This is a genomic window from Gemmatimonadaceae bacterium, assembly GCA_020846935.1.
GTDB lineage: Bacteria > Gemmatimonadota > Gemmatimonadetes > Gemmatimonadales > Gemmatimonadaceae > RBC101.
This window is the reverse complement of record JADLCY010000001.1, coordinates 193,584-213,250: the sequence shown is the minus strand read 5'-3', so window position 1 is coordinate 213,250 and position 19,667 is coordinate 193,584. Positions and strand designations below refer to the sequence as shown.

Here is a 19,667-nt window from a genome sequence, read left to right as displayed (position 1 = left end):
CGAACATGCGCGCGATCCTCACCTACCACTCCGTGGACGAGACCGGATCCGCCATCTCGGTCTCGCCGGCGGCGTTCAGGGCGCACTGCGCGTTCTTCGCGTCAGGGCGGGTGAACGTCGTGCCGCTCGCTGACCTGCCAAAGCTGCGAGACGATCAGGAGGCGGTCGCGCTGACGTTTGACGATGGGTTCGCCAACTTTCGCACCGAAGCCCTGCCCGTTCTCACCGAACACGGACTTCCGGCCACCGTGTTCGCCGTGTCAAACCACGTCGGCGGGCACAACGACTGGGGGCGTCAGCTCGCGGCCGGGATTCCGCACCTCCCGCTCATGGGTTGGAACGACCTGGGCGCGGTGGCATCATCGGGTGTGGAAATCGGTGCACACACGCGCACACACCCGCACCTTCCGGCGGTACCGGCGGCGCAGCGCGAAGCGGAGATCGCGGGATCTGCCGACGACATCGAGGCGAGGCTGGGCATGCGCCCTGCGACGTTCGCGTACCCCTATGGGGACGTCGACCCCGGCACGGCGGCCATGGTGCGACGCCACTTCACGTGGGGCTGCACCACGGAGCTGCGCGCGGTCGCTGCCGCCGAAGATGCCGCCCAGTTGCCGCGTCTCGATGCATACTACCTTCGATCCTCGGGCGCGCTCGAAGCGTGGGGCAGCGCAACGTTCCGGTCGTGGTTGTGGCTGCGGTCGAGCGGACGAAAGCTGCGGACGCTGCTGGAGCGTCGGGGATCGCACACGCGGGAGGTGGCATGAGTCGGCGCCCCGCCTGTTCCGTGATCGTTCCGGCGCGCAACGCGGCCGGCATGCTTCCCCGCACGCTGGGCGCGATTTGCGGCAGCGACCTTCCCCGGGACCAATGGGAACTGATCGTCGTCGATGACGGCTCGACCGATGAGACGGCCTCGGTCGCCGCTCGTTATGCAGACACCGTCGTCAGGTTGCCGGGCCGGGCGAATGGGCCGGCCTACGCCCGCAATCGCGGGTTTGAAGTGTCGCTCGGTGAGGTGGTGATGTTCTTCGATGCCGACGTCGTCGTGCATCCCGACACGATGCGGCGGTTTCTCGAGGTGATGCGCGAGGTGCCCGATGCCGGCGCCGTGTTCGGCTCCTACGACAACCGGCCGGCCGCGCCCGGATTCGTGTCGCAGTATCGCAACCTCCTGCACCACCACGTGCATCAGCAGAACGCGGGTGACGCGGACACGTTCTGGGCGGGCGCGGGCGCCGTGCGGCGCGAGGTGTTCGAAGAGGCCGGGATGTATGACGAATGGCACTATCCCCGGCCGCAGATCGAGGACATCGAGATGGGCGGCCGCATTCGCCGGCTGGGCCATCGGATCCTGCTCAGGCCGGAGATCCAGGCGACCCACCTCAAGCGGTGGACGCTTCGTGGCGTGTTGATGACCGACCTCAAGGACCGCGGCATCCCGTGGGCCCGGCTCCTGGCGCATCGCGGCTCGATGCTCTCGAGCGGGACGCTCAACCTCAAGTGGACCGAGAAGCTCAACACGATCCTCGTCTGGCTCGGGACGTTGCTGCTTGGGCTTGCCCTGGTGATGTGGGACTGGCGCATTGCGATGCCGGGTGCGCTGTGCCTCGCGGTCGCGGTGACGATCAGCACGCCATTGCTCGGCTTCTTTGCACGCACGCGGGGAGTCTGGTTCGCGATCCGGGTGATTCCCGTGCATCTGTTGTATTATCTCCTGAACGGCGTATCGTTCGGCCTCGGGATGCTGCTGCACGAGCTGATCGGTGCTCCGCGGCAGGATCCGACGATCGAGGCCTATGCCGAGGTGGGCGTAAAACGCTGGCCTCCCGTGCCGTCGCGGAATCGCAGTACCTGGACCGCCGACAAGGAGCAGAATGCCTGACCTGCGTGAGCGTGAGGTGGGAGTCCGCCACACGACCGAGGAGCTGATGCTCCCCGCACTGCAGCTCGCGTTTGCACGACTGCACAAGGCGGCCTTCGGGGTCGCGACCGGTGTCGCCGGGGCCCTCCTGATGGGCAGCATCACGGCGATGTGCCTGCTGGTACCACGCGCCCAGACCTTCCCGTTAGGCCTCCTGAGCGAATACTTCGCCGGGTACGCCGTGAGCTGGCGCGGACTCGTCATCGGCATGGCCTGGGGATTCCTCGTGGCCTTCGTCGCCGGCTGGTTCGTCGCCTTTTGTCGCAATCTGGCGCTTGCCGTGTCGGCTTTCATGATCAGGACGCGCGCCGAGATCGAGCAGACCCGCAACTTTCTCGACCACATCTAGCAGCCATGGCCCCGTCGAACGACCAGAAGATCCAGGAAGGCCTGCTCGCCCTCAACGCCCAGGCCTGGGGCATCTCCTTCGGCCTCTTGCTCGGCGGTGGCCTGTTCCTCGCCACCAACTTCCTGGTGATCAAGGGCGGTGCCCAGGTTGGCAAGCACCTCTCGCTCCTCTCGGCGTTCTTTCCCGGCTATCAGGTAAGCTTTGGCGGAAGCCTTGTCGGCTTCGTCTACGGCTTCGTCGTTGGCTGGGCCATCGGCCGCATCATCGGGGCCGTGTACAATCGCCTGGCCCTTGGGGGATCGCGCAGCTGATCGCGCAACGCGCCGTCGCGTGAGGCAATGAAAAGCCGCTCGATGGGTCGAGCGGCTCTGTCGTTACGGGTCCCTGACCGATCGCGCCAGTGTCACGTGGTGTTCACGCGACCGTCGACGACGGCAACAGCACGGACCCTCTGGTGGCCCTGAGCGACTTGTCGGGTGAGCGTGACCGCCATGCTCGCCTCACCAACCCTGGAACTTCAGCAGCACGGACGGCACCGTCTTGAGCATGATGCCGAGGTCGACCCAGAACCCCTGCGTGTTGATATAGCGCAGGTCCCAGTTGACCTTTGCGCGCACGTCTTCGAGGCATGCGTCGTACTTCTGATTGATCTGCGCGAGTCCGGTGAGGCCCGGCTTGACCCGATGGCGAAAACGGTACTCGGGGATGTCTTCACGCAGCCGCGCGACGATGCTCGGACGCTCGGGGCGCGGCCCCACGAGGTTCATGTCGCCAAGCAGGATGTTCCAGAGCTGCGGCAACTCGTCGATCCGGTACTTGCGCAGGAACTTGCCGAGCCGCGTCACACGCGGGTCGTTCTCGGTGGCCCAAACGGCGCCCGAGCGCTTCTCCGCATCCACGCGCATGGTGCGCAGCTTGTAGATCGTGAACACCTGGCCTCCCAGGTCCTCCACGCGGGCCTCGCGCATCGCCAGCGTCCGCTTCCAGCGACGGTCGAGCCCCACGCGAGTCTGCGTGTAGAGGATCGGGCCCCGAGACGACAGCTTGATCAGCACCGCCGCCACGACCAGCACCGGCAGCGAGACGAGCAGGCCGAAGCCGGCCACCGCCATGTTCATGGCACGCGACAGGCCTTCGTGTCGATCGCGCGGCGTCACGTCGAGGACGTCATCGCGCCCATGGGCGTCCACCGACCTCGGGCGCTCGATGCGCGACTCGATGACGCGCGCATTGCGGCGCGTCGAAGGTGCACCGGCGCGATCTTCGCGCACGAATTCCGCCTTGCCTGTCCACGACACGGATACCACGTCCTCGTTTTCAGAGTGTTCCACGCTCACGGCGTCCGCGTTCTGCGACCGCGACCGCCGCGCGTGATCCAGTAGATGGTGGTCGCTGCCGTCAGAATTGGCAGCCACATGGTCAACCGGTTCTGGTTGGTGGCCATGGGAATGAAGATCTCGTCCCCGTCGCGCAGCGAAACGTCGCCTACGGTCTTGCCCTGACGTACCGCGTCAGCGAACTGGCGCTTGTTCAGATAGGTCGCGCTGCCGCGCTTCACGATCGCGTCCTCGAACTTGCCCGATTGCGCCGGACCACCAGACGCCATCACCACGTCCGTCACGAGCTGGTCGATCGGTACGGTGAGAAACCCGGGCTTGCCGATCCCGCCCATCACCGAGAGACGGATCAATCCGGTCGCCGTGACCTGAGGGTTCTTGAGGTAGCGTGACAGCTCTTTCGTCAGGTGCGCGGTGAGCTCGGAGTCGAGCACCCCACGCAGCGACATTACCGGAAGGCCAGGAAACTGGATGCCCTGATCCTGCCGAACCGTGAAGGTGTCGGTCAGGGCCGAGTCGCCAAGCACGGTCAGGAAGAGCCGATCACCGGGCGCGAAGTCGCCATTGCGCAACCGCTGTCGCAGCGAGGCCACGTGTTGGCCAAGCTGCTCCCTGGTCTTGGACTCGGCGGTCGTTTGCGCCTGCTCGGCAGCCGCAACCGCCTGCTCCAGTTCCGCGCGCGTTGCCTGCCGACGCTGGGTCCCGATCAGATCCTGCGCGGCCAGCACGGCCGGCGTGGCCGCAAGGAAGCCGACCAGCAATACGGCGCGCTGCTGCCGAGCCGAGGCACAAAGGGTCGCAAGCGCGGATCTCATCTCGACAGAACTCCTTGCAGGGTACGTGCTCGCGCGCCGGAAAGATTGGTGCGCACCAAGGTAATACGGTGCAAACAGATACCCGCCTCAAAGCGAAAATCATGCCCTGAGGCGGCAAGAGGGTGCCGACGCCTTCCCTCAGGTCGCAGCTCCGATGCAACGCTCTCCACCCGTAAACGACGTTCTGACGGCGTCGTCACAGCGAACTCCGGGGCGGCGGCGCCCCGGAATCGCCATGCGGGCACGGCACTTACCGCTGACTCCCCCTCCCGGCACGCCACGAGACAAGAAAACCATTGGAGCCCCAATTCGGCACCCGATCCCCGCCGGAGCACGCAATGTGCATCGAGCGGGGGTGGGAAAAGGGCCGAATCTCCGGCCCCGCCACGACTCATGGCCGCACAATTCACAGACGTACACGGCTCTCCGCCCCTGGTTCTCCTGGCGAACGACCAGGAGTGGGCGTCCCGCTCCCTCGAAAGCGTCCTTGGTCCGCGAGGCTTTGCCACGGTTCGGGCGTTCACTGGAAAGCAGGCGCTGGAACTGATCAGGACCACGCGGGCCGATGCGATCGTGCTCGAAATCGGCCTGCCGGACATCTCCGGGCTCGAGGTCATTCGGCTCCTCCGGGAAGATCCGGGATTCCAGGCCGGAACGCCGGTGATCCTCCTCACATCCGGTACTCCGACGCGTTCGCAGCGTCTGGACGCGTACCGCGCGGGGGCGTGGGAACTGCTCAGCGAGCCCTACGACATCGAGTCGCTGGTCCTCAAGCTGGAGTTGTTCGTGCGCGCCAAGCGTGACGCGGATCGCTCACTCGAAGGTGGCCTGCTCGACCACCCCACGGGCCTCTACAACCCCCGGGGATTGGCACGAAGGGCGCGCGAAATCGGCGCCGAAGCTGCGCGACATCGGGGTGCGCTGGCCTGCATTGCCTTCATGGCGCAGATCGACCGGAACGACGATGGCCGTGCCATCGGCGTCGACCTCGAGTCGATGGCCCTTGCTCGCCTGAGTGAAGTGTGTCGGCACACGGCACGGGTCTCCGACGCTGTTGGCCGGCTGGGTCGCTCGGAACTCGTGGTGATCGCACCGTCAACCGATGCCGAAGGGGCTGAGCGCATCATCAGCCGGGTTCGTGGACTGGTCGAGACTACACCGGTGCGCGTGGGCGATCGCGATCGTGCAGTTCGACTCACCGCCGGTTACGCCGCCGTGCGCGACTTCTCGACGTCGTCGTCGGACGTGGTCGCCCTGCTGCTCAAGGCCGCGGGCGAACTGCGGCGCGAACGGGGCGGGATGCACCAGAGCGCGGAACGCCTCGCGATTTCGGCGAGCTGATTCTCCACGGCGCCATCTCGCGCCTTCTCGCAATCTCTTGCCTGGAAACCACTGATCGCGGTTCGCGAATCCAGGGTACGGACCTGGATCGGGGCCTCGGCTGAGTCACCAAACGACACGGGGCCGGGTCTCCAGAGAGAACCCGGCCCCGCGGTGCATTCGGCGGTTGCCTAACGGTGATCGGTCCCCGACGATCCGATGAGCGCGACGTCGGGCAACGTCTCCGGCGTGCCGTAGCCGTCAAGATAGTGGTAGTAGCGGAACTCCGGCGACTCGCCGATGTCGTTCAGCACCGTGCCGAGGATGCGGATCGGCATGCGATCGAGGGTGCTGAGCCGCGCTGATGCGAGCCGACGGTCCGTTTCGCCGGCCCGCAGGACGAGGAGCATGGAGCCGGTCGCGCTGCCCAGGGCGTAGGCATCGATGCCGGCTCCGAGCGGCGCACAATCAACAACGATGGCATCGAACTGCGAGCGCAGTTCCCGCAGCATGTTACCCATGCGTTGGGACGCGAGCAGTTCGGGGCCCTGACGCCGACGGGTGCCGCATGGCACGAGCGACAGGTTCACGTGCAGGTCACAGGTCTTCACGACCTCACCAAGCGTGGCTTCACCGGCGAGGTAGTCGAGCAGGCCGGGGCTCTGCGCGGCGGGCGGGCACGACTCGTGGAGCTGCCCGCGGCGGATATCTCCATCGATGAGCAGCGTGCGATAGCCGCCCTCGGCCAGCGCATTCGCGAGGTTGATCGAGATCGTGGACTTGCCGTCGCCTGGCCCCGGGCTCGATACGGTGAGCTGCACCGGCGTGCCGGGCGGAAACGACGCGCGCACCGACAGGGCGAGCGACCGGAACGACTCGACCATCTGCGACGCCTGTTCGAGGCGCGCCCGCTGACTGCGCGGAGCCGTGTAACTCGGCACGGCACCAACGATGTCCAGACCCAGGTCGTTCACGGCCTGCTCGGGGTAGCGGAAGCGGCCATCCAGGCGGTCCAGCAGGATGGCGAGCGCGACGCCGGCGCCGAGCGATGCAATGACGGCCATCGCGATGAGGCTGAGCGTCGTGTCGCTGGTCGGGAGCCGGGGCGCGACGGCGGTATCGAGGATCGCGATGTCCGGCATCACGGTCTGCTCGGACAGGCGCGCCGCGACCGCGCGGCTCTGCAGATCCTGGAAGATCGTCGTGGCCACCGCGACATCGCGGTTGCGTCGCGCTTCTTCGATCGTGCGCTGCGGGATCTTCCTGAGCTCCGCGGACGCACCGTCGACGCGGCGCGTCATCTCCGTCTCGCGCGAGCGCAGCTCCACGAGGAGCCGGTTGGCGATGCCCGGGATCACCTCACCCTCGAGCGCGTTGATGGCGGTGAGCTCCTGCTTCACGAGCTGGTGCTCGTCGGTGTACCGCTCGCGCAAGGTGCGAAGGTTCACCTGCCGCAGGCTCAGGTCGTTGATCGCCGTCGCGAGTTCCTTGCCCGTCTCCGACGCCACCAGGATGGACGGGGCAGCGCGCAGCGCCTCCGACGAGAGACGGCCGTTGCGTGCCGAGCCTTCACCCACGATCCGCTCGAGCAGGTCGCGGTCGCGACGCACGCTTTCCAGCGTGGTCTTGTCCGCGAAGTACGCGGCCATCACCGGGCTCGTGGCCATCGAGACGCCGGGCTGGATGGCCACGTTGTCGCTTGGCTGGGTGATGGTGTTGATCTTGAAGCTCTCCAGCGCCGATTCCTTGCTGTAGAGATCGTCCGCGGCGCGCTTGAGCTGTTCGTCGATCGTGTTGGCCACGTCGACCAGGTTCTCCTTCTTGAGTCGCTGCGCCTCCCGTTCGAAGCGCCGCAGGACGTGGTTCATCGTCTCGGCGAGGAGCAGCGAATGTTCGCCCCGGAGTCCGAGGCGCATGAGGTTCGAATTCTGTGGCAGGCCGACCACGAGATCCGCCTGCAGCGTCACCGCGGCTTCGCGCGGCGTCACGATCTCGAAGTCGTACTGGTCGGTGCGCTGGAGCAGCTTGCGGTCGGGATGCCACGCAAAACCGACCGCACGACCGATGGAATCTCCCACGGCGCCGTTCTCAACGACGCGCTCGACCTCACCACGCTGCTCGGCCAGCTGCACGAGTTGGTAGCGGGATCCGTTCTGCCCGAGCTTCAGGCGAAACAGACCAGGTACCAGCGAGTCCGTCGGCATGAGGCCGCGAAACAGGAGCGTGTCCTTTCCGCTCGTCGGCGTCACGTAGAGCGCGAGTTCGGAGACGACCGGGTCGAGAATCGCAAAGCTGCGAATCAGGTCTGTCCAACCCAGGTCGCTCGAAATGAGCCCCGGCGCCTGCACGGGCCCCGATCGGCCACCGCTCTGCGAGATCCAGATGGTCGCGTCGACCGCGAACTTGGGCTTGATGAGCCGAGAGGCGGCGACACCTGCGGCGCTGCCGATCACGAAGATTGCCAGGATCAGCCAGCGGTACCGCTTGACCGCGGCGAGCGTGCGGGTGATCAGCTGCTGGATGGCAGCGTTCCCGCGCTCTGGCGGAGGCGGTGCCCCCCACTCGGCGCCCGAGAATCCCTGGCCTGACTGAAGCGGGCTTCCACCCGCCGAAGGAACGACGCTAGTCGACATTTAGGTCCTCACGACCCGTGAATTCGGCTGGCTGCACGATAATGAGACGAGGGAACGCAAGAAACGGCGCACAAACGCCGCCGGGTGGTCGATCCGGAGTGGGGGGGCCCCGCCATCCCTCGCACCCCGGCCTGTGGGCGCGATCGAGGCGATGCTATCGCACAGCCCGGGCCATCGCGGTCGGCCTCGTGTTTGTGACCAACCGCACTCACTGATCGTGCTCTACAGTCGATGTTGTTGGTGACCAACAGTGGGTGTTGGGGCACCGCATCGCTGTCGCTTGACCTCGGCACATCAGGATCGTATTAGAAGGTACGAAGGTATTGAAGCCCCGAGTGTTGTAATCCCGATACACTGTGGCGAGGATCAAGCAGCGCGGGTCTTTCGCAGGTGGTGCGGCGTGGTCACCCCAATGAGGTCCAGAGCCTGTGACAGGTGGAACTGTGGTACGCGACGGTGAAGGAACGGCAGCGGCGCCCGATGACGGGCGCGATCCGCTCTCTATCTCCGCGGACGTCAAGGCGAGCCTGAGCATCCTGATCGTCGACGACGATCGCACGCTGCGGGAGGGATGCGCGAGCGTGCTGCAGATGGACGGGTTCAACGTCACCACGCTGGGTCGCGGCGACGAAGCGGTCGACCTGGTGAAGCGGCGGCGATTCGACATTGTGCTCGTGGACCTCTATATGACCCCCGTGTCGGGCATGGAGATCCTCAAGAGCACCCTCGAGGCGAGCAAGGACACGATCGTCGTCGTGATGACCGGCAACCCGAGCGTGACGACGAGCATCGAGGCCCTGCGTGCTGGCGCCTGGGACTACCTCCCCAAGCCATTTTCGGCCACGCACCTGCAGGTGCTCGTTGGGCGGGCCTCGCACGCAGTGATGGTGGCGCGCGAAACGCGCGACCTCCGTGTGCAACTCCTGAAGCAAAGCGGTAACAGCGACAAACTCACCTTGCTCGGCGTGTCACCCGCTTTTCGCAAGGCCGTGGACCTGGCGCGCAAGGTAGCGAGCACCGATGCGTCGGTGATGATCATGGGTGAGAGCGGCACGGGCAAGGAAGTGATTGCGCAGTTCATTCACGCGCACAGCCGTCGCGCGTCGCGACAGATGGTGCCCATCAACTGTGCGGCACTCCCCGAGGGGCTGCTCGAGTCCGAGCTGTTCGGCCACCGCAAGGGCTCGTTCACCGGCGCCGATCGCGACAAGCCGGGACTTCTCGAAATCGCCAATGGCGGCACGCTGTTCCTCGATGAGCTGACCGAGATGTCGCTGCCGCTGCAGGCCAAGCTCCTGCGCGTCATCCAGGACGGTGTGGTGCGCCGCGTGGGAAGCGAAAAGGAGGACGCCGTCGTCGACGTGCGGTTCATCTCGGCCACCAACCGCGTGCCGCAGGAGTGCGTCACCAAGGGGACGCTGCGCGAGGATCTGCTCTATCGCCTGCGCGTGGTGCCGATTCACCTGCCGCCGCTGCGCAAGCGTCCCGAGGACATTCCGCTGCTCGCGAACCACTTTCTCACGCACTACTGGGAACGCCATCGGGGGTCCGGCGAGGCGCAACCGCGCATCACGGAAGACGCTGTCGAGTTCCTGCGCACCCGGCCCTGGCGCGGCAACGTCCGTGAGCTGCAGAACGTGATCGAACAGCTGGCCGTGCTCACCGAGCCGGGTCATTCCGTGGAGCCCGAGGACGTCCCGATCTACGAGGATGGGATCGTCGAGGAGCCGTCGAGCGGATTCCCGATGCAGGTGATGAACGAGCCGTTTCATGTGGCCAAGGACAAGCTCATCGCGCACTTCGAGAAGGAGTATCTCGCGCAGCTGGTGTCGCGTGCGGGGTCCAACATGTCCAAGGCGGCTCGCCTCGCGAACATCGACCGGACCACGTTGTACCGGCTGATGGAGAAGCACGGGTTCCGCCGCGATGAGGGCGGGCTGCCGCTCGAGGAGTGACGTCCGTTCCCGACCCGCCGCCTGACGAGGCGGCGGGAGCCCCACGACCGGCGAGGCGGCGCGCGCGCAAGGCCGCGCCCGCGTCCCCGGCACTCCCACCGGCCGGTGTTGATGACGCGTGGTCGATCCTGGCTCGTGCCGGGGCCGACGTGCTCGCGCACTGGCAGGAGACCGATCACTCGTCGATCACGACGGCCGACCTGCAGCTCACACTGGGGGCCCTGAACGACGCGGCGCGTGCTGCGGCCGCCGGCGCGCCGCGCGCGCCCGAAGGCATCCCTTCGTTTGTGCCAGCCCGACGCGTGCTCGAGCGCTGGCGGCACGCGTTCCTGCGACGCTGCGGCACGGCGGCGCCGGTCGACGTCGTCACGGTCGTGCGTGCCATCGAGGCGGTCCAGGAGGCGCTCGATCACGATGCGGCCCACCGCTTCGCCATGCGACTGACCGGGCACGACGCCCAGCAGCTCGTCGTGGAGATGGCGCACGACATGCGCTCGCCCCTTGGGTCGATCCTCATCCTCGCCGAGCGCCTGCGCAATGGCGTGGGCGGCGAGGTGCCTCCGATCCAGCAGCGTCAGCTCGGCCTCATCTACTCGGCGGCGTTCGGCCTCAGCGCGCTCGCCGGTGACGTCATCGAACTCGCGCGTGGCGGCACAACGCTGCTCGACACACAGCCCATTCCGTTCGCCGTGTCCGACGTCCTGCAGTCGATGGTCGACATCCTGCGGCCCATGGCGGAGGAGAAGCGCCTGACGATGCAGTGTACCGGACCGGTCGCGGATCAGCGCATCGGGCACCCTGCCGCGCTCAATCGCGTGCTGCTCAACCTGGCCACCAACGCGATCAAGTTCACGAACGCGGGCTCCGTCGAAGTGACCGTTCGCGAACTCGACCGCGTGCAGGTGGAGTTCGCCGTTGCCGACACGGGTCGGGGCATCCCGCCTCGCGTGATGGCGCACCTGTTCGAGGCCTTTCGCCAGCGCCAGATGCCGGGGGACTACGCGTTTTCCAGCGCGGGACTCGGGCTCTCGATCTGCCAGAAACTGGTTCGGGCCATGGGCGGAGAACTGAAGGTGGAAACAGAACTCGAGCAGGGGACGCGATTCTCGTTCACTCTGGATCTGCCGCAGCCCCAGCGACTCTGAAGGCGCGTCGCCTCCCGCCAACCCCAGCGAACACAGTGGAACCGCCGCGCCCTTGCCGGTGCGCGGTGCAGGCGGCGACCCGGCACCGTCGGGGCGACGCAGGTGAGGGTGTGTTGGCGGTGTGCCTTGCTTCCGGCCGCCGGCATGGGCGGTGGTGCGCATCGGGCGACGCTGGTGGTGGCAGGGACTGGCGCACGTTTGCACATTCGCCCTTTCCCACGGGCGCGACGCGGCCCTGATTTCGGGGCGTCACTCACACAGCGAGGACCAGCGATGACCGACCGGCGTGGATTCGTCAACAAGATGGTGCGCATGGGAGTCGCGCTCCCGGCGTTCAGGCCGGACTCGCTCTCCACGATCTTCCGTGCCGACGAAATCGTCGCCGGAAAGACGGCGCAGGGCGCGGCGACGGACGAGGACTACTGGGCGCAGATCCAGCGGGCCTTCGATGACGACCGGACCACGGTGAACCTGAACAATGGCGGCGTGAGCCCCACGCCGACCCACGTCCTCGAGTCCATGTTCCGCGACCTCAAGTGGTCCAACCAGATGCCGGTCTGGACCATGTGGCAGGATCTCGAGCCGCGGATCGAACTGGTGCGCCGGGACCTCGCGAAGATGTTCGGCTGCGATCCCGAGGAGATGGCCATCACGCGCAACGCGTCGGAGGCCAACGAGACGATGATCCTTGGGCTCGACCTCCAGCGCGGCGATGAGGTGATCATCACCAACCAGAACTATGGTCGGATGATCACCACGTGGGACCAGCGCGCGCGCCGCGAGGGGATCGTCGTCAAACAGATCTCGTTTCGCGTTCCCCCGCCGTCCGACGACTACATCGTCGATCAGTTCCGGGCCGCCATCACGCCGCGCACCCGGGTCATCGAGCTCACGCACATCACCAATCTCACGGGTCAGATCCTCCCGATCCGCCGCATCGTGGAGATGGGGCGTGAGAAGGGCATCGAGGTGCTGATCGACGGAGCGCACGCGTTCGCGCATTTCCCGTTCACGCGCGACGACCTCGGCTGCGACTACTACGGCACTTCGCTGCACAAGTGGCTCTTTGCGCCCATCGGCACGGGCTTCCTCTACGTTCGTCGCGAGAAGATCCCGAAGCTGTGGCCACTGATGGCGGCGTCAAAGGAGCAGGTGGCGAACATCCGGAAGTACGAGGAGATCGGCACGCATCCCGCCGCGAACCACAACGCCATCTCGCTTGCCGCGGCGTTCAATCGGGGCATCGGACTCGAGCGCAAGGCCGCGCGACTGCGCTACCTGCGGGATCGGTGGGCCAAGCGGCTGCTCGCCGAAGGGAACGGCCGGTTCAACGTGCTCACGCCGCTCGATGACCGGCAGTCGTGCGCGATCTGCCTCGTCAACCTGGAAGGCGTCGAGACGCCAAAGCTCCAGGGCTGGCTCTGGTCGAAGCACAGGATCATGACGGTGGCCATCGTGCACCCGGAGTTTCATGGCCTCCGCGTCACGCCAAGCGTGTATACGACGCTGGACGAAGTCGACCACTTCGGCGACGTGATGCTCAGGGCCGCGAAGCAGGGGATTGCGGCGAACTGACGCGGCGGCGTCCAGGGTGCAGGCTCACAGGAGAGGGTCGCCCCGGGGCGGCCCTTTTCCGTTCCCGGCTGCTGCGCGAGGTTTCCCCTTTGCTCCTTTCGGCCATCCCAGCGCATTCGATCATGCAGTACTGGCTCATGAAGACCGAACCGTCGACGTTTTCCTTCGACGACCTGATGAACGCGCCCAGGAGAACGACGTCGTGGGACGGCGTGCGGAACTATCAGGCGCGGAACTTCATGCAGGAGATGAAGGTCGGCGACCAGGTGATCATCTACCACTCGAGTGCCGAACCTCCTGGCGCCGCGGGGATCGCCGAGGTGGCGCGGGAGGCGCAGCCGGACCTCTCGGCGTTCGATCCGAAGGATCACCACTACGACCCCGACTCAAAGCGCGAGGCGCCGCGCTGGTTCTGCGTCGACGTTCGTGGCGTCGAGCCGTTGGAGCGCTTCGTGTCGCTCGAGGAGTTGCGGGGCAATCCGGCCCTGTCCGGCATGCGCCTGCTGCAGCGCGGCAACCGACTGTCCGTGCTCCCGGTCAGCGCGGCGGAATTCCGCGCGATCCGGGCGATGGCGAAGCGAACTCCGCGTTAGGCATTCGGGCCCGCGGCCCGGCTCAGTTCTCGGAGATGGCGTGCACGCGATCACGCCCGTCGCGCTTGGCGTGATACAGCGCGGCGTCGGCCCGCTTGACCCAGTCCATCCCCGTGTCGCTGACGCTGAGTTCTCCGATGCCGACGGACAGGGTAATCCGTGGCGGCTCGACGCCGCCCTGCACCTCGAGGGGCGGCAGCTCTGCCACGGCCTTGCGCAACCGCTCGGCAAGCAGGGCGGCGTTGTTGGCCCCGGTTTCCTGAAGGATGATCGCGAACTCGTCACCGCCGTAGCGGGCCACGAAGTCCACGCGCCGCAGGAAGGTGCGCGACAGCGTACTGGCCACCTGACGGAGTGCCGCGTCGCCGACGGGATGCCCGTACGTGTCGTTGATCGCCTTGAAGGAGTCGATGTCCACCATCATCAGGCTGCCCGGCTGACCAAGCAGCGTATGCAGCTCGATGCTGCGGCCGAGGTAGTCGTCGAACGCCTTGCGGTTGCTCAGGCCCGTCAGGCCGTCCATCGTCGACTCACGACGGGCGTCTTCCAGTTCGCGGCCCAGGTTCTTGAGCTTGTCGGCCAGGACCGCAAACTGCTCCTGCTGCCGTTCCTTGCGGTGCTCGATGAGCTTTTCCATGACGGTCACCACGGCGAGCGCCTCGCGCTTCATGAGGTCGGTGGAGTTGCTCTCCACCGCCACACGCATGCGGCTCAGCTGGTCGCTGGCGATCCGACTCTCGGTGTGCTCCTCCACGACGACCGTGTGCACCGCGCTCACAAAAGCCCACGTGACGTCACGGAAGTCATCGAGGACGCGCGTCACGTATTTCGACTCGTCGCGCCGCTGCTCGCCGAAGGCGTGGATGAGCCCCTTCCAGTCGCGATAGAAGACTCCGGAGCCTGGCTTGTCGTCGGGATGGTCAGGGCGCTGCGAACCAACCAGGCCGTGCATCTTCCACTGATGGATCAGCGTGCGGATCTCGTCGCCGGACTTGAGCTCGGTGTCGAAGGCGTGCTTGGCGTAGAGCTGCAGCAGGGATCCGAGGGCGTCGAGGACGATGCCCGTTTCCCGGGACAACTCCTCCTTCTCCGTCACGGGTGTGGCGGATACCGCCGGCTCATCCGCCACGGCCGGTGCTGGCTTGGTCTGCTTCGAAAAGAACGAGAGCATGTCGAGTTGCGTGCGACGAGGTCAGACTGCTGACGGGCACGTCCCCTCCTCACGTCGCCAACCGGTTCGGAACTCCGGGCCCGTATCTCAGTATCGACCAATCTGCGCAGAACTTTTGTCACCCCCCGGGCGCGGCCGGGCTCAGGCCACCGGCCAGGAGCCAGACGCCGCTGGCGAGGCCGATCAGGATGATCGCCCGGCGGACCCATGCCTGGGACACGCGCTGGGCCAGACGGGAGCCTCCGTAGCCCCCCGCGATGGCCCCCACGGCCATCGCGACCGCTACGGGCCAGTTCACGAGGTTCGACAGGGCAAAGGTCGCCGCGGCGATCAGGTTGGCACACATGCCCCCCAGGCTCTTGATCCCGTTCATCCGATGGATGTTGGAGAAGCCCATGAATCCCAGCGCGGCGAGCATCAGGATGCCGAGTCCGGCGCCGAAATAGCCGCCGTAGATGGCAATCACGAACTGGAAGACGAGGAGCGCGGTCGGCGGTGGCCGCAACGACGGGTCGCCGTTCGAGGTGGTATCTCCGGATCGCTGCTTCAGCAGTCGCATCAGCGGCTGCTGTACGATGAACAGCGCGGTGGCGCCAAAGACGAGCCAGGGCACGATCGCGTCGAAACGGTCCGCCGGAGTCACGAGGAGGAGACCGGCCCCGACGGCCCCGCCGAGCAGGCTTGCGATGGCGAAGGCGGTGGACCATCGCGCCGAGCCACTGAGCGCGTCGCGGTAGCCGACCACGGCGCCGATCGAACCGGGGACGAGCGCCACCGTGGATGTGGCGTTGGCGACGAGCCCTGGGACACCGAGTCCCACGAGCGCTGGAAAGGTGAGGAGCGTGCCGCCGCCGGCAATCGAGTTGACCGCGCTCCCGACGGCGGCCACGAGCACGATGAGCAGGAGCTGAGGGAACTGGGGATCCACGGCGATCGGGAGCGGGTGGACGCCCATCCTGCGATGCGGGCGCGGGTGGCGAAAGCTACGTGCGCGCGACGGCGTGCGCCGCGCGGTTCTGACGTGGGTCGAAGTGCGCTAGCTTTCCGCAACGGACTTCGCACGCACGCGAAGCCGGCAGATCAGGCACCTGGAGATCACGCACATGAGCACGACGGCGACGCCTGGGGCGTCCTCGACCCACGTCCTCGAGATCAGGGACAGTCGCACCGGCAAGACGTACACGGTGCCGATCACTGACGACACCATCCGCGCCGCTGACCTGAAGCAGATCAAGGTGAACGCGAGCGACTTCGGAATGATGTCCTACGATCCCGCGTTCATGAACACGGCCTCGTGCCGGAGCGCGATCACGTTCATTGACGGGGACGTCGGGATCCTCCGGTATCGAGGCTACCCCATCGAGCAATTGGCCGAGAAGGCATCGTTCCTCGAAGTCGCGTGGTTGCTGCGCCACGGCGAGCTGCCCACGCAGGCCGAGTACGACAAGTGGGTGCACCACATCACGTACCACACCTACGTGCACGAGAACATCAAGCGGTTCCTCGAAGGGTTCCGCTACGATGCGCACCCGATGTCGATGCTTGGATCGGCCGTGGCCGCGTTGTCCTCGTTCTATCCCGAGTCCCGCCGCATCCACGAGCCGGAGCAGCGCGACATTGCGATCATCCGGTTGCTCGCCAAGGTGCCGACCCTCGCGGCGTTCTGCTACCGGCACGTGAAGGGATTGCCATTCGTCTATCCGGACAACGACCTGTCGTACGCCGGGAACTTCCTGTCGATGATCGCGCGGATGTCGGAAGCGAAGTACGTGCCGAACCCGGTGTTCGAGCGCGCGATCGAAGTGCTGTTCATCCTGCACGCCGACCACGAACAGAATTGCTCGACCAACGCGGTCCGCGCGGTGGGTTCGTCGCACGTCGATCCGTTCAGCGCGGCGGCCGCTGGCGTGATGGCGCTGTTCGGTCCGCTGCATGGCGGCGCCAACGAGCAGGTGTTGCGCATGATCGAGAAGATCGGCGACGTGAAGCAGGTGAAGCCGTTCATCGAGGAAGTGAAGGCCGGCAAGGGCGGCGAGCGTCTCATGGGCTTTGGGCACCGCGTCTACAAGAGCTACGATCCGAGGGCCAGGATCGTGAAGCAGCTCGCGTACGACGTCTTCAAGGTCGCGGGGATGGACAGGGACCTCGAGATCGCGCTCGAGCTCGAGCGCATTGCCCTCGAAGACGACTACTTCATCGGACGCAAGCTCTATCCCAACGTGGACTTCTACACGGGTCTGATCTACCGCGCGATGAAGTTCCCCACCGACTACTTCACGGTCCTGTTTGCGATTCCGCGCATGGCCGGCTGGCTGGCGCAGTGGGAAGAGATGCTGCTCGACAAGGAACAGAAGATCGCGCGGCCGCGGCAGATCTATACGGGCCACGACGAACGCGCCTACACGCACACGCTCGACCGCAAGAAGAAGATCCTCAAGTAGGCGCGGCGCGCGCGGGTCACGGCAGGAGAACGGGGCGACATCGTCGCTCCGTTTCTTTTTCGGCTCGCTGCGACTGACCCGTTCGGGATAGCGCGTCAGGCACCCTACACCTCAGGTGCGTTCCTTCTGCCTTCGCTCTCGCTGCCTCGTCAGGCATCGGCTGGCGACGGGGCACACCTCGCACCGCCGCGTGCGTGCCGTGCAGACGAGGGCGCCGAGTTCCATGAGGGCCTGGTTGTGCGTCCACGCGGTGGCGCCGCGCGCGGGAAGGATGGCCTCGGCGACGGCCCAGATCCGCGTAAGGTCACGGGCGCGTCGCGGGCGCAGGTGCGGTGCAAAGATGCGGGCGATCACCCGGGCGACGTTGGTGTCCACGAGAGCCGCCGACTCCTCGAACGCGAACGACGCGACCGCACCGGCCGTGTAGGCACCAACGCCGGGCAGGCGACGCAGCTCGACCGGCGCCGACGGCAGGGTTCCGCCGTGTTCGCGCACGACGCGCCGCGACAGGGCATGGAGGTTCCGGGCCCGCGCGTAGTAGCCGAGTCCCTGCCAGGCATCGGTGACGTCCGCTTCGGATGCGTCGGCGAGTGCATGCACCGTCGGGAATCGCTCCAGGAACCGGTCATAGAATGTCACGACGCGTGCGACCTGCGTCTGCTGAAGCATCAGCTCCGACACGAGCACGCGATACGGGTCGCGCGTGGCGCGCCACGGCAGGTCGCGGCCGTGACGGGCGAACCAGGTCCGCAGGCGCCGCGAGACGCGCTTCGCGTGGGCCAGGTCGAGCGAACGGGGGAGGCGACAATCGCGTGACACCGCCACAACGTAACCGGAAACGACGACGCGCCCGGGGTCGCTGGTGCGAGCCCGGGCGCGTGCCTCCCTTCGTGCGTGGGCTCAGTACTTCGTGAGCGTCGTGTCCACGTCGTCGGCCCAGCGCAGGATGCCACCGGCGAGGTTCCACACCTTTGTGAAGCCAGCAGCCTGCAGCTGCCGTACGGCCTTGGCGCTTCGCGCACCGCTGCGACAGGCGAGGACGATCTCGCGCGAGCGATCGAGGGACGAGATCTCGTCAGGCAGGGTGCCCAGCGGGATCAGGGTGGCCCTGGGGTACGCGGCGATCTTCACTTCATACGGTTCGCGCACGTCGATCAGATCAAAGTCATCGCCACGGGCGAGGCGATCGGCCACTTCGCGAGGCGTGGTCTCCGGGACCGGAGCTTCCGTTGGCACGTTCCTGAGGCCGCAGAACTGGTCGTAGTCCACGAGTTCCGTGAGCTCGCGGGTGCCGCACGCCGGGCAGGCCGGGTTCCGGCGCACCTTGACCACGCGCCACTGTGCGCCGAGCGCGTCGACGAGCGTGAGGCGGCCGATGAGCGGCTCCCCCACACCCAGGATGAGCTTGATGGCTTCGGTGGCCTGCAGAGTTCCGATGAGGCCCGGCAACACGCCGAGCACGCCGCCCTCGGCGCAGCTGGGGACGAGCCCCGGCGGTGGCGGCTCCGGATAGAGGCAGCGGTAGCACGGACCATCGGTGGTGCAGAACACCGACGCCTGCCCGTCGAACCGGAAGATCGAGCCATAGACGTTGGGCCGCCCCTCGAGCACGCAGGCATCGTTCACGAGGTAGCGCGTGGCGAAGTTGTCGGTGCCGTCGACGACGAGGTCGTACTGCCTGACGAGTTCGCGCGCGTTCGCCGAAGTGAACCGGGCCTCGTGCGCCTCGACGTTCAGGTGCGGGTTGACGTCCAACAGGCGCTCGGTCGCCGAGGCCAGCTTCGAGCGGCCCACGTCCCGGGTGCCGTGCAGGATCTGTCGTTGCAGGTTGGTCACGTCGACGACGTCGAAGTCGACGATGCCCAGCGTGCCAACGCCCGCTGCGGCGAGGTAGAGCGCTGCCGGTGATCCGAGGCCCCCGGCGCCGATGAGCAGCACGCGGGCCGCCTTGAGCTTCCGCTGACCCTCGACCCCGACCTCGGGCAGGAGCAGGTGACGGCTATAGCGGGCGAGTTCGCTGGCGGAGAGTTCGGGAAGGTCCACGTCAGCCGTGGTCACGGGTTCGGTGAGCGTACCCATCGGAAGCTAGCCTCCCGCGACAGCCGGGACGATGACGACTTCGTCGCCTTCGCGGACCGCGGTGGCGAACCCGTCGGCGAACCGGATGTCCTGGTCGTTCAGGTACACCGTGACGAACGGATACAATTCGCCGGCCGCGTCGCGCAGGCGAGGGCCTACACTCGGGAAGCGCTCCACGACGTGATCGAGGACGGCGCCCACGGTGGATCCTTCGGCGTCGAGCTTTCGGTTGCCACCGGCCTGGGCCGCCAGGGCGGAGGGGAGTCGGACAGGAATCGGCATGAGTCGGAACTCGATGAGATCGGAAGGAAGTCGCGCGCATGGATCACG

Annotated in this window: 18 protein-coding genes; 10 read left to right on the top strand and 8 right to left on the bottom strand. The window is 66.6% G+C overall.

Translation table 11 applies throughout. The features are described from left to right. The first annotated feature begins 5 nt into the window (after nt 1-5). Genes IT361_01005 through IT361_00990 form a run of 4 tightly spaced genes read left to right on the top strand, consistent with a single transcriptional unit; the run spans nt 6 to nt 2,584 of the window. Nucleotides 6-767 carry a polysaccharide deacetylase family protein gene (locus IT361_01005; protein MCC6316237.1) on the top strand — a complete coding sequence of 254 codons (762 nt, stop codon included), beginning with the start codon at nt 6-8 and terminating at the stop codon, nt 765-767. Continuing rightward, nucleotides 764-1,885 carry a glycosyltransferase gene (locus IT361_01000; protein ID MCC6316236.1) on the top strand — a complete coding sequence of 374 codons (1,122 nt, stop codon included), beginning with the start codon at nt 764-766 and terminating at the stop codon, nt 1,883-1,885. Before IT361_01005 ends, IT361_01000 begins: the two co-directional genes overlap by 4 nt. Continuing rightward, nucleotides 1,878-2,273 (top strand): hypothetical protein, encoded by a 396-nt coding sequence (locus IT361_00995; protein MCC6316235.1) that lies wholly within the window; start codon nt 1,878-1,880, stop codon nt 2,271-2,273. Before IT361_01000 ends, IT361_00995 begins: the two co-directional genes overlap by 8 nt. A gap of 5 nt (nt 2,274-2,278) precedes the next feature. After that, on the top strand, nt 2,279-2,584 hold the full coding sequence (locus IT361_00990) for a hypothetical protein (GenBank protein ID MCC6316234.1): 306 nt from the start codon (nt 2,279-2,281) through the stop codon (nt 2,582-2,584). A gap of 189 nt (nt 2,585-2,773) precedes the next feature. Here IT361_00990 and IT361_00985 read toward each other — a convergent pair whose 3' ends face one another. Both IT361_00985 and IT361_00980 read right to left on the bottom strand, forming a co-directional pair. Next, nucleotides 2,774-3,604: a sugar transferase gene (locus tag IT361_00985; GenBank protein MCC6316233.1), complete on the bottom strand. Its 831-nt coding sequence runs from the start codon at nt 3,602-3,604 to the stop codon at nt 2,774-2,776. Between the two features lie 2 nt (nt 3,605-3,606). Continuing rightward, nucleotides 3,607-4,425, bottom strand: a complete 819-nt coding sequence (locus IT361_00980) for a polysaccharide biosynthesis/export family protein (GenBank protein ID MCC6316232.1) — start codon at nt 4,423-4,425, stop codon at nt 3,607-3,609. A gap of 393 nt (nt 4,426-4,818) precedes the next feature. Here IT361_00980 and IT361_00975 point away from each other — a divergent pair, with 393 nt between their 5' ends. Then, on the top strand, nt 4,819-5,766 hold the full coding sequence (locus IT361_00975) for a response regulator (GenBank protein MCC6316231.1): 948 nt from the start codon (nt 4,819-4,821) through the stop codon (nt 5,764-5,766). Nucleotides 5,767-5,936: 170 nt separating this feature from the next. Here IT361_00975 and IT361_00970 read toward each other — a convergent pair whose 3' ends face one another. Beyond that, a complete protein-coding gene (locus tag IT361_00970; protein MCC6316230.1) occupies nt 5,937-8,378 on the bottom strand; it encodes a polysaccharide biosynthesis tyrosine autokinase in 2,442 nt (813 codons plus the stop codon). Nucleotides 8,379-8,806: 428 nt separating this feature from the next. Between IT361_00970 and IT361_00965 the strand changes: the two genes are divergently transcribed. From IT361_00965 to IT361_00950, 4 genes are all read left to right on the top strand, one after another. Beyond that, nucleotides 8,807-10,333, top strand: coding sequence for a sigma-54-dependent Fis family transcriptional regulator (locus IT361_00965; GenBank protein MCC6316229.1), 1,527 nt, complete (start codon nt 8,807-8,809; stop codon nt 10,331-10,333). Beyond that, complete coding sequence (locus IT361_00960) at nt 10,330-11,478, top strand: HAMP domain-containing histidine kinase (protein MCC6316228.1); 1,149 nt, start codon at nt 10,330-10,332, stop codon at nt 11,476-11,478. The genes IT361_00965 and IT361_00960 overlap by 4 nt, the downstream gene beginning before the upstream one ends. A 273-nt stretch (nt 11,479-11,751) precedes the next feature. Further along, on the top strand, nt 11,752-13,053 hold the full coding sequence (locus tag IT361_00955) for an aminotransferase class V-fold PLP-dependent enzyme (GenBank protein ID MCC6316227.1): 1,302 nt from the start codon (nt 11,752-11,754) through the stop codon (nt 13,051-13,053). A 122-nt stretch (nt 13,054-13,175) separates the two neighbouring features. Next, the gene (locus tag IT361_00950; GenBank protein ID MCC6316226.1) at nt 13,176-13,646 is read left to right on the top strand and encodes an EVE domain-containing protein; all 471 of its coding nucleotides are present in this window, start codon (nt 13,176-13,178) and stop codon (nt 13,644-13,646) included. A gap of 22 nt (nt 13,647-13,668) precedes the next feature. Here the strand turns inward: IT361_00950 and IT361_00945 are convergent, their stop codons facing one another. Beyond that, nucleotides 13,669-14,817 carry a GGDEF domain-containing protein gene (locus IT361_00945; GenBank protein MCC6316225.1) on the bottom strand — a complete coding sequence of 383 codons (1,149 nt, stop codon included), beginning with the start codon at nt 14,815-14,817 and terminating at the stop codon, nt 13,669-13,671. Nucleotides 14,818-14,935: 118 nt separating this feature from the next. Beyond that, the gene (locus IT361_00940) at nt 14,936-15,745 is read right to left on the bottom strand and encodes a sulfite exporter TauE/SafE family protein (GenBank protein ID MCC6316224.1); all 810 of its coding nucleotides are present in this window, start codon (nt 15,743-15,745) and stop codon (nt 14,936-14,938) included. A gap of 175 nt (nt 15,746-15,920) precedes the next feature. On the opposite strand from IT361_00940, the gene IT361_00935 reads away from it, so the two are divergent. Then, nucleotides 15,921-17,258: a citrate synthase gene (locus IT361_00935; GenBank protein ID MCC6316223.1), complete on the top strand. Its 1,338-nt coding sequence runs from the start codon at nt 15,921-15,923 to the stop codon at nt 17,256-17,258. Nucleotides 17,259-17,369: 111 nt separating this feature from the next. Here the strand turns inward: IT361_00935 and IT361_00930 are convergent, their stop codons facing one another. From IT361_00930 to IT361_00920, 3 genes are all read right to left on the bottom strand, one after another. Then, entirely contained in the window at nt 17,370-18,077 is a 708-nt protein-coding gene (locus IT361_00930; GenBank protein MCC6316222.1) for an A/G-specific adenine glycosylase, read from the bottom strand. 81 nt (nt 18,078-18,158) lie between these two features. Beyond that, entirely contained in the window at nt 18,159-19,337 is a 1,179-nt protein-coding gene (gene moeB, locus IT361_00925; protein ID MCC6316221.1) for a molybdopterin-synthase adenylyltransferase MoeB, read from the bottom strand. A gap of 6 nt (nt 19,338-19,343) precedes the next feature. Then, nucleotides 19,344-19,619 carry a MoaD/ThiS family protein gene (locus IT361_00920; protein MCC6316220.1) on the bottom strand — a complete coding sequence of 92 codons (276 nt, stop codon included), beginning with the start codon at nt 19,617-19,619 and terminating at the stop codon, nt 19,344-19,346. Nucleotides 19,620-19,667: the final 48 nt, after the last annotated feature.